The following is a 14,230-nucleotide window of genomic DNA, read 5'->3' as shown; positions in this document are numbered from 1 at the left end:
ATTCGCTTGGAGAGCTCTGCTTTCTTCGCGTCCGTCATCTAACGGGAGGCGAATTATGAAGATCAGCCACCACCCCGTCAAGTACATTTGAAAATTTCTTTTTGGGGGCTGCTGAATTGGATTTCGTCACTGAGAAGTCAGGCATTGTCAACATCAAGCCATGCACGAACGTCATACCTGGTTCCAAGCAATTCAGGAACGCCGCGATCACGCTGGCAGGTGCTGAATTGATGCATCGCCTTCGCAAAGGACAATTTAGCCTCACCCAACTTCGCCTCGAGGACATCACTGTGCCTGTGGTTTGGAATGTGCTCCTCTCGGATCAATGAGGCATCCTATCAAAACAGATTTCCTCGACAAGCTCCGCCATTTGCACCAGAGCCGATCAATCTGCAAATGATTCCGCGCTTCAACTACATTTCGAATCTCGCCGCGCATTGGGGCCATCTGTTCACTGACTTCGAGAAGGAACGCGTCACTATCTACGAACTCGATCAGGCATCGAACACGGCTCCCGCGCTGTATGCGTATGACTATCCCGGTAAATATCTCGTGCCGGGCAAACGCTCGGAGATCCGCGACTGCTGCCGCGAACTTGCGCTTGAAGGCATTCGCGTGCCAGTGCGCCCTCATCTGGGCACGGCAGGCGTCGCGCCTGACGTGGCAGGTCGCGTGAGCACCGTGCCGCCGGGCGCGCACGGCGGCAATATTGATAACTGGCGCATCGGCACGGGCTCCACCATGTACTACCCGGTCGCCGTGGACGGCGGATTGCTCTCGATCGGCGACCCGCATGTACCGCAAGGCGATGGCGAAATCAGCCGCACCGCGATCGAGGTGTCCCTTAACGTGATGTTTCAGATCGTGCTGCGGCGCGACTTTAGATTTCCCTCGCCGTTGCCGGAAACGCCGGACTACTGGATCGTCCACGGCTTCGGCGAAGACCTCGACATCGCGACCAAAAACGCTTCACGCGACATGTTGCTGCTGCTTACGGAACAGCAAGGCCTCTCACGCGACGACGCCTATTCGCTAATGAGCGTCGCCGCGGACTTCTCCGTCACGCAGGTGGTCGATGCCCGCCAGGGAATTCACTGCAAGATCCCCCGCAGCATCTTTCCTCCGAAATGGAAAACAGCACCCCCCAGCATTTCTCTCAGGCAAAGCCGGGGCGTCGCGGGGGCGTTGAAACGACTACCTCCTGGCACGCGCGGCGAGTCGCTTGACTTTACCGGTCATCGTTGTCGACAGCGGTCACGTTCTGGTTTGATGGACGGGACGTTCCCGGATACGCGCTAGTGCCGGCGCCGCACCGTTCCCCGACGCTGCCCGGCCAACAGCAATCCTGCCGCAACAGGTGTTCGTTCGGAGTTCTGACCAGGACAGCGCCTATCCGTCGATCGGTTTGGATCCGAGTAATAGTATGCCCACCAGTCGCCTGGCACTTTGTTGCCAGTCTGGAGCCGAAGCTACGTTCGATACTCCAACCAGTGCGCGCAGAAGGTCCAGTGGCTCGAGATCTGCACGGACATCTCCACTCTCAACCGCTCGGTCAACCAGCGTCCGGATTGCAGCCTTGATTTGTTTTCCCGAGCACTCGAACAGTTCGGACGACGCCCCGCCCACTATCGAATTCAGCGCAGGCGCAATGATCTTCTTTGTCGCAATGTAATCGACGAACAGCAGCATCCATTCTCTGAGAGCGTCGAGTGCAGGCAACTCGTCTGTCAGGCGGAGCTGCTCTTGCGCGAGCCGCTCGACCTCCGCGCGATAGACGCTCTCCAGCAAAGCTTCGCGCGTGGGGAAATGGCGATACAGCGTTCCTGGACCAACGCCGGCCTGGCGGGCGACATCATCCAGGCTGATATCGCTGCCTTCGTGTGAGAAAGCCTCCTTTGCAACCTCAAGGATGCGCTCGCGATTGCGCTGAGCGTCCGCTCTCGGTTTCCGTTCTTTCGGTATGGAATCAGTCATGGGCAAATCGGCACTTGCAAACGGAGAGATACTCCGTTTATTATGTATGAAACGGAGAATGTCTCCGCTTTATCGGATGGCAGGGTGGCGTCAATCTTACAGTGACGGAGAGATGGCATGAGCGAACATTTTGGTGCGACATCAACAACCGACGACGTACTGTCTGGCATCAAGCTTCACGGAAAACGAATTCTGGTGACAGGCGTATCTGCCGGGCTCGGCGTGGAGACGGCAAGAGCCCTCGCTGCCCGCGGCGCGACCGTCGTCGGAGCAGCACGCGATTTGAGTAAAGCGGAACGAGCAATCAGCGGCGTGCAGAGAGAAGCGGCAGCAGGTGGCGGGAGTATCGAGCTCATCGAGCTTGACCTGGCGAGTCTGGCCAGCGTTCGGGCTTGTGCCGACAAGTTACTCGCCGAGGGCAAGCTGTTCGACGTGGTCATCGCCAACGCAGGCGTCATGGCGACCCCCAAGGGCACGACAGCCGATGGTTTCGAGACCCAGTTCGGGACCAATCACCTTGGGCATTTCGTGCTTGTGAACAGGCTCGCAACTCTGCTTTCGGCGGGGAGCCGTGTCGTGATGCTCGCGTCATCAGGTCATCGGTTTGCAAACGTCAACCTCGACGACCCGGACTTTGAGCGTACGCCGTATGAGCCGTTCGTGGCGTATGGACGGTCGAAGACAGCAAACATCCTGTTTGCGGTTGAGTTCGACCGGCGGCATCGAGCTCGAGGCGTGCGAGCTGCCGCGGTCCATCCAGGTGGCATTCACACTGAACTGGGACGTCACATGGGCGAAGAACAGCTGACCGCGCTCGTTGAGGCGATTAACAAACAGCTGGCGTCCGAAGGTAAAGATCCTTTCCAGTTCAAGACCGTTCCACAAGGTGCAGCCACCTCCGTATGGGCTGCCGTGGTCGCGTCTGCCGAAGACGTCGGCGGCCGATACTGCGAGAACTGTCACGTAAGCAATGTCGTTCCTGATGAGGCCGTGATTACACCTGTCAGCGAGGGCGTTCGAGGCTATGCGCTCGACCCGGTCAACGCAGAAGCGCTGTGGCGTAAGAGCGAACAGATGGTCGGCGAATCGTTCGCAGTTCCTGACCGCTAGCATTACCCGGTGAGCCACCTCGCTCGATGCATGAAAGAGGCGGCCGTGTTTACTTTGCGATGGCAGCTTAATCCTGGCTCGATGCGGGTTTGCGGGCAGGCTCCGCTATAAATAGCTCACCAGACCAGGCGCATCCTGTCTCCACTCTTCCGGCTGCCCTCTTCCCGTTTTGCTCGCCCCGACGAATCTTTCGCACGCCGCAGTGACGCCAGCTCTTCGCTCAACGGGTGAAACGAAAACGCCGACAGTCTGCTACGCCGGTACCGCCCTAAAGGCACAGGGATCTACTGGCGAGGCCGAGCGTGAGGCTGTCGCGCGCCACCTCCTGACGCAGGGGCTGCCTGTCGAAGCCGAACAGGTCCTGATTTTCAGCGAGGTCCAACATGGTCTGACGGCAATCGCTATGGGCCTGTTTCGTCCGGGCGATGTCATCGACGGAGCCTTGCATTCTTGTTGACCATCGAATTACGCTTTTTTAGTCAATCTACTGTTTATTCAGGTGTCGAATCTCGCCGCATATACTGACATACATCGATAATCGATCCTTTCACGTGAAGCTCCGCAAATTCACTGTTTATGGCGAACCACAACAATCAACAACAGGAATCGAACGCGACCCCGTCGAATCGATCGCTCGAACGCGGGCTCGAGTTGCTGCGCGCGTTCGGTCCCGGTGCGACACTTCTAGGCAACGGAGAACTTGCGGAACGCACCGGTCTGCCGAAGGCAACGGTGAGCCGCCTAACGCGAACGCTCGTGCAGGCGGGTTATCTCGAGCACGATGCCGCACGCAGGGCATACAGACTCGGCTTACCCGTGCTCAGTCTGGCGCAGGCGTTGCGCAGCGGATCCACAGTGTTGAATGCCGCAGGACCGCTAATCCGCGACACTGCCCAAGCAAGGCGTATCAATGTCGGAATCGCGGGCGCCGACCGGGAAGAGATGGTCTATCTCGAGTCCATTCGTTATAACCAGCGGGCCTCGTTGCGTACGATCGTCTCGGGACAACGCGTACCGATGGAACTGACTTCGCTCGGTCGCGCGTATCTCGCAGCGCTGCCGCAGGAGGAATTCACCGCCCTGATGAACGCGTTCAAGCGGCGAAAGCGCAGCGGCTGGGAGCGCCTCGCGCGCGAAATCACTGATGCGGTAGATGAAGTGCGCCGAAGCGGCTTCTGCGCTACAAGCTGGCAGCCGGAAGTGATCGCACTCGCGACGCCGCTCGCCATTCCCGGTCATCGTTTGCTGGTGCTCAACTTTAGCGTCCGCACAGCGGCGTCAAAAGACAGCGTTGTCAGCGAGCTCGGGGCGCCCCTGCTGCGTCTACGCGACGACATTACAGCCGCATGCGCGCGCCAGGAAGGCTGAAGACAGCCAGCGTCTCCTTCATTCCCGGCGTTCACTGATCGCGCGCGCTGGAATACCCAGTACCACTGCAAGACCGCCAAGAACGGAGACGACTGCAACGGCATAGAGGCCCACGGCGCTGCTACCAAAGTGCGTCGATGCGTAACCGATCACCGAGGGCGCAGAAATCCCGCCAAACTGCCCGAGGCTGCTAATGAGGCCAATGCCGCTTGCGGCGACCGAGCTCGACAGATACGCGGGTGGCATTGTCCAGAACAGCGACAGCATGCCCAGATAACCTGCAGTCGCAACGCAAAGCAGTGCCACTAGAATCGCTGCGTGATTCGCCGCCGCCGGCAGAAGCACGACGCCCAGCGCGGCCATCAATGCGCTTGCCATGAAGTGCCACCGCCTCTCCAGCATACGATCCGAGTTCCGGCCGAGCAGATACATCACCACTGCGCCGACCACATAAGGAATCGCGGAAAGAAGCCCAATGTGCCAGTAGTTCGACACACCGCTTTTCTGGATTACGCTCGGCGCCCAGATATGCACGACGATGCTCGCCCACGGCACGCTGAAATAGGCGAACGTCAGGAAATAGAACTTCGGCTCCTTCAACGCAACCCAGATCGAACCATGAGCGCGTGCAGCCTTCGTTTGCGCATCGCGGTTGAGCTCTGCCAGAAGGAGGGTCTTCTCGTCGTCCATGAGCCAGGTTGCCTGCTCCGGCCGGTCCGTCAGATAGACATAGGCAAAGACACCGGCGATCACGGACGGAAGTCCTTCGAGAAGGAACAGCCATTGCCAGCCGTTGTAGCCAAGCAAGCCCGACATGCTATTGAGAATCCATCCCGACACCGGCCCACTGATAATGCCGGATACACAGATCGCCGTCATGAAGATGGACGTGACCCGCGCCCGGCGCGCGGCCGGAAACCAGTAGGTGAAGTAGAGAATCACGCCGGGAAAAAATCCTGCTTCCGCTGCGCCCAGCAACACCCGCGCGATGTAAAACTGCGCCGGCGTCTGCACGAACGCGGTGCCCGCCGAAACGATGCCCCATAGCGCCATGATCCGCATGAGCGTTTTTCTCACGCCGACTCGCGCGAGCCACAAGTTGCTCGGTACTTCAAAGAGCATGTAACCGACGTAGAAGAGGCCTACGCCCAAACCGAATGCGGCGTCGGAAAGACCGATGTCGCGTGAGAACTGCAGATGCGCAAAGCCGATATTGGCGCGATCCAGATAAGCGAAGACGTAACAGATAAAGAGGAACGGCAGCAGCCGCCAGGTGACTTTCCGGTAGACGGCCTCTGCCTGTGGTTGCGCGACGGCGCTGACGTCGATTGGATTGGAACGGGCTGCGTGCATCATGTCTCCAGACTTGTATTGGGCCGCAGGTTAGTCATGGCCAGTGTCCTGCGTTGGAATCCATTATCGGCGCCGAACGCGCGATGACAATCTTCCAATTCCATGCAGTGGAATTGCTCGATCCCTCGGATGAAATACGCTCCGTTCCACAGAGTGGAATTGACGGGGTGTCCTGGGATGGCAGGTGGGGCTAAGCTGCATCAGCAGATCGACCTTCTCGGTCGACTCCAATTCAACCATCGAGACACGCATGACCACATCCACTATTCAACTCACTATCGACTCGCCGATCGCCACGATCGCGCTGAATCGTCCTGAAAAGCGTAACGCCATCACCAACGAAATGCGCGCCGAACTGATCGCGGCGCTGGAGACTGTGTCGCGCGACCGGGAGGTACGCGCCGTGGTGTTGACCGGCAACGGTAAGGGGTTTTGCGCTGGCGGTGACGTCAGCGGTATGGCGCAGCGCATGGAAGCCCCAGCGGGCGAGGTTGCGTTCAATGGCTGGTCACGTCAGCAGATCGTTCATCACACGGTCAATCTGCTTTACTCGATGCCCAAACCGACCATCGCGGCAGTCAACGGCGCAGCGGCGGGCCTGGGTGCCGATATGGCGCTCTCCTGTGACTTTATCCTCGCGTCGCACGAGGCGAGCTTCACGTGGAGCTACATCAAACGCGGGCTGATTCCAGATGGTGGCGGCATGTACTTCTTGCCGCGACGGGTCGGCCTCGCGCGGGCGAAGGAACTGATCTTCAGCGGGCGCAAGGTGGATGCGAAGGAAGCGCTGGAAATCGGGATCGCGGATCGCCTGAGCGAGCCTGATTCGCTCATTGCCGACGCCCACGCCTGGGCCGCCGAATTGAGCCAGGGTTCGGCCACGGCACTCGCGCTCGGCAAGAGCATCCTCAATCAGAGCTACGAGCTGTCCGCGCAGCAGGTGTTTGCACAAGGCAGCCAGGCACAGGCTGTCTGCTACACAAGCAGTGAACATCGTGACTCGGTGCTCGCATTCCTGAACAAGGCCCGGTGAGCACGAAGGAGATCGACATGAACGCAATTTCAAAGTTGATGCGCCCGACGAGCGTAGCAGTGATCGGCGCATCGGCGGACGCAGCCAAGACTTCAGGCCGCCCGGTGGCTTACCTCAGGAAGCACGGATTCGACGGCGACATCTACCCTGTCAACCCGCGCTACGACTCGATCGACGGCTTGCCCTGCTATCCCGACGTGGCGTCGTTGCCGCATGCGCCCGATGTCGGTATCGTCCTGCTCGGCGCTGAGCGCGCCCACATTGCGGTGCGGGATCTGGCAAGCCGCGGGACGAGCGCTGCAATCGTGCTGGCGAGCGGCTATGCGGAAATCGGCGAGGAAGGTGCGAGGCGTCAGGCGCAATTGATCGAGGCAGCAGGGTCCATGCGCTTGCTCGGCCCGAATACGATCGGACTCGTCAATCTCACCGATCGCATCACGCTGTCGGCAAGCGGGGCGCTGGAGACCGACGCTTTCACAGTCGGCGGGATCGGCGTGATTTCACAAAGCGGCGGGATTCTTGGCTCGCTGTTGTCGCGCGCGGCGGCACGCGGCATTGGCCTGTCAAAGCTGGTGTCGACGAGCAATGAAGCAGATCTCGACATGGCGGACTTTGTCGATTATCTGGTTGACGATGATTCGACTTCCGTTATCGCGCTCTACATGGAAGGGCTGCGTCATCCGGACCGGTTCCGGCGCGCGGCGCTAAGGGCGGCGGCAGCAGGCAAGCCGGTCGTGGTCTTCAAGATCGGGCGCTCGGAATCAGGCGCGCGCTCGGCGGTCTCGCATACGGGCGCGCTGGCAGGTTCCGACCGCATGTACGACGCGCTTTTCAGCATGGTCGGCGTGATTCGCGCCCAGACGTTCTCCGACTTGCTCGATATTCCTCATGCACTCGCGACGCGCCGCAAGCTCTCCGGGCGACGGGTGGCGATTCTGACCTCGACCGGCGGTGCCGGCACGCTCGTCACCGATAGCCTGGGCATGGCGAACTTTGAGACTCCGCCTCCTGACGAGGTGACGGCTGCGAAGCTGCGCGCGCTCCAGACCGGCGACCATGCGGTGCTCGACCGCAATCCGATCGACGTGACACTTGCTGGACTGCAGCCGGCTCTCCTGCGCGGCGCGATCGGCACGCTACTCGACAGTCCGGCTTACGACGCGGTCGTGGTTATCATTGGATCGTCGGGCCTCGCGATGCCTGACCTGATGGCCGGCGCAATCCGCGATTCGTTGCCCGGGAGTGACAAACCCGTGATGGCATTTGTGAGCCCTCACGCCCCGGAGATCATGCGGTTGCTTAACGAGCAGGGAGTGCCGGCCTTCCCTTCGCCCGAAAGCGTGACGAGCGCACTTGCAGCGATGTGGCAGCACGGCAAGTCCATGCAATGCCCCGTAAGTGTGGCCGAACGACACGCTGAATCAGAAGTCAACGTAAACGATCTGCCCGCCGGATCACTCAACGAAGCGCAGGCGAAAGAGCTTTTTGCCCGCTTTGGTGTGACAGCGGTACGCGAGCGTGTCGTCACTAACGCGCATGAAGCCGAGAGCACCGCTCGCGAGTTGGGTAACAAGGTCGTGCTCAAACTGCTGTCGAACACGATCACCCACAAGAGCGATGTCGGCGGCGTAGCGGTTGGCGTCACGGCTGACAGCATCGGCGCGCGCCTGAACCGCATGCGGGACGACGTTGAAACCGCAACTGGCTTATCCGCGAATGCGTTTCTCGTTCAGGAAATGGTGGCCGGTGGAACGGAACTGATTCTCGGCCTTCATCGAGACCCGTTGGGCACAGCGTTGCTGCTGGGCATGGGCGGCGTCACCGCGGAATTGTTCAAGGACACGACGATGCGACTCCTCTCTGCCGACGCACCGCTGTCCCGCGATGACGCACTCGGGATGATTCACGAACTGAAAACCTGGCCTTTACTCGACGGGTATCGTGGACGGCCGCGCGCTGATATTGATGCCCTTGTGACCGCCATCGTCGCGTTTGCGCGAATGGCGCTGCAGCTTGACGGACGCATTGTCGAAGCAGAGATCAATCCGCTCTTCGTGCTGCCCGCGGGCCAAGGGGTGCGGGCCGCTGACGGCGTTGCTGTACTCGCATCGGAGGCTCACGAAGGGTGAGGGTCTTCGGGTCGCCTTCGACTGGCTCGCCGAGGTAAGCGGCCCCGGGTTCAAGCCGGCCGCCTCGACCTGGCGTCGGGGATGGCCCTCACCTCGTGGCAATACCGTAGTCTGAAGCTGAAGCGCTCGCACGACATCAATGTCTCGCGAACAGCGGATCGCCGTCCGCGAGAGCCCAGGCGTCCTGGACAGCTGCCCGGATCAGAACCCTGCGGCCAGGCCGTCGCGCCGGGTGTCGCTCGCGGCAACATAACCGCGCTCGGGGTCGTTGCGGTCGAGCTTCCAGATGTACTGCCCGGAACCGAAATCCATATACGGATCCTCAATCGACTTGATCGTATGACCGAGCTCCTGGAGTGCGCGCACGGTGTCCCGATCGAGCGTCGCCTCGACGTCGACTGTGAAGTCCCGATTGACCTTCCAGCGCGGCGCGTCACACGCGGCCTGCGGCTGCTGACCGTAGTCGAGCATGCGTACGATGGATTGCAAATGCCCTTGCGGCTGCATGTCGCCACCCATCACGCCGAAGCTCATCACCGCTTCCTGGCGGCCGTCCACCTGCTGGGTCAGGAAAGCGGGGATGATCGTATGGAACGGCCGCTTGCCGCCTTCCACCACGTTCGCCGATTTCGGATCCATCGAGAAACCGTAGCCACGGTTCTGCAGCGAAATGCCGGCGTCCGGCACGACGATGCCCGAGCCGAAGCCCATGTAGTTCGACTGGATGAAGCTGACCATCATGCCGCGCTCGTCGGCCACCGACATATAGATGGTGCCGCCCGCCTTCGGCATGCCGAAATCGAACTGCGTGGCGCGCTTCGGATCGATCAGTTTGGCGCGCGACTTCAGGTACGCGTCGTCAAGCATCTGCTCGGGCGTGACTTCCATCGAACGCGGATCGGCAACGTAGCGGTAGACGTCGGCGAACGCCAGCTTCATGGCTTCGATCTGCAGGTGCTGCGATTCGATGCCGTCGACCGGCAACGCACCCACGTCGAACTGTTCGAGAATGCCCAGCGCGATCAACGCGGCGATGCCCTGCCCGTTCGGCGGAATCTCGTGCACCGTATGACCGCGATAGTCCTTGCTGATCGGCTCGACCCAGTCGGCGCGGTAGTTGCGCAGGTCATCCATTGTGAGCGCGCCGCCGCCTTGACGCGAGAACGCGGCAATCTGCTCGGCGATCTCGCCTTCGTAATACGCGCGCGGACCCTGCTCGGCCAGCTTGCGCAGCGTCTTCGCGTGGCCCGGAAAGCGCACCAGTTCACTCACTTCCGGCGCGCGGCCGCGCGGCATGAAGGTGTCGGCAAAGCCCGGCTGATCCTTCAACTCGGGCACGGCCGCTGCCCACTTGTACGCGACGACGCTCGCCACCGCGTGGCCGCGCTCGGCAATCTCGATGGCCGGCTCCATCAGGTCCGCAAACGGCAGCGACCCGAACTTCTGATGCAGCGCCTCCCAGCCGGCGATCACACCCGGCACCGTCACCGCATCCCAGCCGCGTTTGGGCTGCTTCGCGAGACCGTTTTCCTCACCGTACTTTCGCTTGAAGTAATCGATACTCCATGCGGCCGGCGACACGCCCGACGCATTCAGCCCATGCAGCTTCGCGCCGTCCCACACCAGCGCGAACGCGTCGCTGCCGAGACCGCACGAGACCGGCTCGACCACCGTGATGGCGGCCGCCGCCGCGATCGCCGCATCGACGGCGTTACCGCCTTTCCACAACATCCGCAGGCCGGCTTGTGCGGCAAGCGGATGGGACGTCGAAACAATGTTGCGCGCGAAGACGGGCAAACGGGGGGTGGGATACGGGTTTTGCCAATTGAAACGTGTCATTGCAAACTCAAACGAAAGTGATGAGGGAGCCGCCGCCCAGCGAAGCGGTCATGGAATCCGGTTACGACTCGCGCGGATCGAGCGCATCGCGCAAACCGTCGCCGAGCAGGTTGAAACCGAGCACGGCTAGAAAGATTGCGATGCCCGGGAAAATCGACATCCACGGCGCCTGACTGACAAAGTCCTTCGCGGTGTTGAGCATCGAACCCCACGACGGCGCCGGCGGCAGTTGGCCGAGCCCGAGGAACGACAGGCTCGCTTCGGCGATGATCGCGGTCGCGATCGTCAGGCTTGCCTGCACGATGATCGGCGGCAGCACGTTCGGCAGAATGTAGCGCATGATGATCCGTGCGTGGCCGAGACCGATTGCGCGCGCGCCTTCGACGTATTCCTCGGCTTTCACGGCGATCGCCTGGCCGCGCGTCAAGCGGACGAAGCGCGGCATCGCGGAGATGCCGATCGCGGCCATCGCGTTGGTCAGGCTTGGTCCGAGAAACGCGGCGAGCGCGATAGCGAGAATCAGGAATGGAATCGACAACAACGCATCGGCGATTCGCGAGATCACGCCGTCGACGAGCTTGCCGAAGTAACCGGCCAGCAAACCGAGTGGCACGCCGATCAAGACCGCAATGCCAACCGATACGACACCAGCAAGCAGCGACGCGCGCGCGCCCCACAGCAGACGGCTCAACACGTCGCGGCCAAGTTCGTCGGTGCCGAACCAATGCGCGGCCGAAGGCGCCTGACGCACGGTCATGAAGCTCGCCTGCACCGGGTCGTAATGTGACAGCCAGGGTGCGAAAAGCGCCATCAGGACGATGAGCAGCACGAGCGCCGCGCCAAGAACGGCAGCGCGATTGCGCATGAATTTCGCGATTCCGCGGCGCTTGCGGCGCGGCAAGACGGTCGCCTGCGATGCGGCGCGCGCGTGAGCGGGGGTTGTGGGAGTAGCCATCAGCCGCGCCTAAGTCGGGGATTGAGGAGGACGTACAGAACGTCGGCGCACAGGTTCACGACGATAAAGCACAATGCGGTGACGAGCACGACGCCCTGCACGACCGCGTAGTCGCGATTGAACACGGCATCGACGATAAGCTTGCCGAAGCCGGGGATCGTGAAAACCTGCTCGGTCAGCACCGCGCCCGCCAGCAGTTCGCCGAACAGCAGCGCGAGCACGGTGACGATCGGAATCAGCGCGTTGCGAAGAGCGTGCTTGACGACCACGGTGCCGCGCAGCAGCCCTTTGGCGCGCGCGGTCCGAATATAGTCGGTGCGCAGCACGCTCAGCATCGCGCTGCGCGTGTGGCGCATCAACTGCGCGCCGAGCGACGCGCCGAGCACCAGCGCGGGCATCAGCATCGTCTTGATGCTCAGCCAGAAGTCTTCGGTCGGCGACACGTAGCCGGACGACGGCAGCAGATGCCAGCGCACCGATACGATGAAGATCATCATGATCCCGAGCCAGAAGTTCGGGATCGACATGCCAGACAGCGCGAAAATGTTCGCGCCGTAATCGAGCGCTCCACCGCGGCTTGCAGCGGAAATGACGCCGGCCGGAATACCGATGCCGATCGCGAAGATCATCGCCATCGCCGCGAGTTGCAGCGTGACCGGCAACTTCTGCGCGATCAGCGAAGTGACCGGCACGTCGGTTCGCAGCGACGCGCCGAGATCGCCGTGCACGACGTCGCGAACCCATAGAACGTATTGCGTCGGCACCGGCTCGTCGAGATGGTACTTGACGCGCAGCGACGCGATCAGCTGTGGATCCTGATCTTCCCCGGCCATCGCCGTCACCGGATCGCCGGGCAGCAGCTTCTGCAGGCCGAAGATCAGCATCGACACGAGAATCAGCGTTGGAATGGCGACCAGCATGCGATTGGCGATGATCCGCAGCATGATCGGTCAGCCTTTGATACTGACGCCGCGCAGGCGGATCAGGCCGTCCGGATAGGGCGTGAAGCCTTGCACCTTCTTCGACAGCTCGAACGGCCAGGGCTGGCTATAGACGTAGACGATCGGATCGTCCTCGGCGAGCAGCTTCGACGCCGCGTCGTAATCCGTTTTGCGGTCCGCCGCGGTCAGTTTCACGCGCGCGGCGTCGAGATACCGATCGACTTCAGGGTTGCAGTAATGCGCGTAATTGAGGTTGCCGGCGCACGTATTGAACTGATGCAGGTTGCCGTCGGGGTCGACGCGGCCCGACCAGCCGAGGTACATCGCCTCGAAGTCGCCGCTGTGCGCGGCATTGAGCTCGGTCGCGTAGTCGGTCGGCCGCAGCTTCAGGTTGAAGCCGGCTTCGCCGACCATCGCCTGCATCATCTGCACGATCTGGCTCGACACCGTGTTGTTCGGATAAGTGAACTCGATGTCGACGTGCTCGTGGCCCGCCGCTTTCAGTAGCGCCTTCGCTTTCGCGACGTCGCGATGCGGCATTGGCAGCGACGCGTTGTAGTACGGGCTCGACTTCGGTATCGCCTGGTTCGCCGGCGTGAAGATGCCGGCACCGATCACCTGGTTGATCGCATCACGGTCGATCGCGAGGTCGAACGCCTGCCGCACGCGCTTGTCTTTCAGCAGCGCGTTGCTGCGCTTACCGTTGCCGACATTGAACGTCACGTAGTAATAGCCGAACCCGCTGACCGGCGCGAACTTGCCGCTTGCGTCGCTCTTGACCGACGCGACATCGGACGGCGCGAGGCGTTCGAGCATGTCGAGCGAACCCGAGCGCAGATTGGCGAGCCGCACCGTGCTGTCCGGAATGGGCAGGAAGATCACGCGCTGGACCGGGTATTTATCGGCGTCCCAGTAGCCGGGGAATTTTTCGAGCACGACTCGATCGTTCTGCACGCGCTGGACGAACTTGTACGGGCCCGAACACACCGGATGCGCGGCAACGCCGGCCGGATCGGCCAGCGTCTTCGGCGCGAGCATCATGCCGGCGCGGTCGGTCAGCGTCGCGAGCAGGGCCGCGTCCGGCTGTTTCAACGCGATCGCGACCGTGTAGTCGTCAATTACATCGACGTGATCGACCGACGCCAGTTCGCTCTTACGATTGCTCGTCGGCAGCGTGCGGTCGCGGTCCAGGTTCGCCTTGACGGCGGCCGCGTTGAACGGCTCGTCATCCTGGAACTTGACTCCTTGACGCAGCTTGAACGTCAGCGTCTTGCCGTCGGCGCTCGTCGTCCACGACGTCGCCAGCATCGGCACGATCTTCAGGTCCGGCGTGATATCCACCAGCGAGTTGCACAGCGACGCAAACACGATCCGGTCGACGAGCTGCACACTGCGCGCGGGGTCGAGCGAACCGATGTCGTCCTGCAGGCCGATCCGGATCGTCTGGCTGGTCTGGGCCATCGCGGCAGTGGCGCCGAGCGCGAGCGCCGCGGCAATCAACATTCTTCGCATGAGGACTTCCCTTTCT

At 61.6% G+C, this 14,230-nt stretch carries 11 protein-coding genes and 1 pseudogene; 5 read left to right on the top strand and 7 right to left on the bottom strand.

The annotated features are described in order from the left end of the window. Window positions 1-390: 390 nt before the first annotated feature. Window positions 391-1,134: pseudogene (locus P0D71_RS24285) on the top strand (acetamidase/formamidase family protein); the annotation flags it as partial. Window positions 1,135-1,389: 255 nt separating this feature from the next. Here P0D71_RS24285 and P0D71_RS24280 read toward each other — a convergent pair. Continuing rightward, entirely contained in the window at window positions 1,390-1,974 is a 585-nt protein-coding gene (locus tag P0D71_RS24280) for a TetR/AcrR family transcriptional regulator (RefSeq protein ID WP_091794136.1), read from the bottom strand. Between the two features lie 117 nt (window positions 1,975-2,091). On the opposite strand from P0D71_RS24280, the gene P0D71_RS24275 reads away from it, so the two are divergent. Then, on the top strand, window positions 2,092-3,084 hold the full coding sequence (locus tag P0D71_RS24275; protein ID WP_408482513.1) for an SDR family NAD(P)-dependent oxidoreductase: 993 nt from the start codon (window positions 2,092-2,094) through the stop codon (window positions 3,082-3,084). Between the two features lie 268 nt (window positions 3,085-3,352). Here P0D71_RS24275 and P0D71_RS24270 read toward each other — a convergent pair whose 3' ends face one another. Further along, window positions 3,353-3,532 carry a hypothetical protein gene (locus P0D71_RS24270; protein ID WP_408482511.1) on the bottom strand — a complete coding sequence of 60 codons (180 nt, stop codon included), beginning with the start codon at window positions 3,530-3,532 and terminating at the stop codon, window positions 3,353-3,355. Between the two features lie 128 nt (window positions 3,533-3,660). Between P0D71_RS24270 and P0D71_RS24265 the strand changes: the two genes are divergently transcribed. Next, entirely contained in the window at window positions 3,661-4,452 is a 792-nt protein-coding gene (locus P0D71_RS24265; RefSeq protein WP_091794142.1) for an IclR family transcriptional regulator, read from the top strand. An 18-nt stretch (window positions 4,453-4,470) separates the two neighbouring features. Here P0D71_RS24265 and P0D71_RS24260 read toward each other — a convergent pair whose 3' ends face one another. Beyond that, window positions 4,471-5,805, bottom strand: a complete 1,335-nt coding sequence (locus P0D71_RS24260; RefSeq protein WP_408482516.1) for an MFS transporter — start codon at window positions 5,803-5,805, stop codon at window positions 4,471-4,473. Window positions 5,806-6,055: 250 nt separating this feature from the next. Here P0D71_RS24260 and P0D71_RS24255 point away from each other — a divergent pair, with 250 nt between their 5' ends. After that, on the top strand, window positions 6,056-6,838 hold the full coding sequence (locus P0D71_RS24255) for an enoyl-CoA hydratase/isomerase family protein (protein ID WP_408482509.1): 783 nt from the start codon (window positions 6,056-6,058) through the stop codon (window positions 6,836-6,838). 17 nt (window positions 6,839-6,855) lie between these two features. Then, window positions 6,856-8,967 (top strand): acetate--CoA ligase family protein, encoded by a 2,112-nt coding sequence (locus tag P0D71_RS24250; protein ID WP_408482507.1) that lies wholly within the window; start codon window positions 6,856-6,858, stop codon window positions 8,965-8,967. Between the two features lie 201 nt (window positions 8,968-9,168). Here the strand turns inward: P0D71_RS24250 and P0D71_RS24245 are convergent, their stop codons facing one another. From P0D71_RS24245 to P0D71_RS24230, 4 genes are all read right to left on the bottom strand, one after another. Continuing rightward, the gene (locus tag P0D71_RS24245; RefSeq protein ID WP_408482505.1) at window positions 9,169-10,806 is read right to left on the bottom strand and encodes a gamma-glutamyltransferase family protein; all 1,638 of its coding nucleotides are present in this window, start codon (window positions 10,804-10,806) and stop codon (window positions 9,169-9,171) included. A 61-nt stretch (window positions 10,807-10,867) separates the two neighbouring features. Further along, on the bottom strand, window positions 10,868-11,761 hold the full coding sequence (locus tag P0D71_RS24240; protein WP_091794180.1) for an ABC transporter permease: 894 nt from the start codon (window positions 11,759-11,761) through the stop codon (window positions 10,868-10,870). Continuing rightward, a complete protein-coding gene (locus P0D71_RS24235; RefSeq protein ID WP_091794182.1) occupies window positions 11,761-12,705 on the bottom strand; it encodes an ABC transporter permease in 945 nt (314 codons plus the stop codon). The genes P0D71_RS24240 and P0D71_RS24235 overlap by 1 nt, the downstream gene beginning before the upstream one ends. Window positions 12,706-12,711: 6 nt before the next feature. Then, window positions 12,712-14,214 (bottom strand): ABC transporter substrate-binding protein, encoded by a 1,503-nt coding sequence (locus tag P0D71_RS24230; protein WP_408187076.1) that lies wholly within the window; start codon window positions 14,212-14,214, stop codon window positions 12,712-12,714. Between the last annotated feature and the right edge of the window lie 16 nt (window positions 14,215-14,230).

This window comes from Paraburkholderia sp. RL17-383-BIF-A, assembly GCF_046028015.1.
Lineage (GTDB): Bacteria > Pseudomonadota > Gammaproteobacteria > Burkholderiales > Burkholderiaceae > Paraburkholderia.
This window is presented reverse-complemented; position numbering and strand designations above follow the sequence as displayed.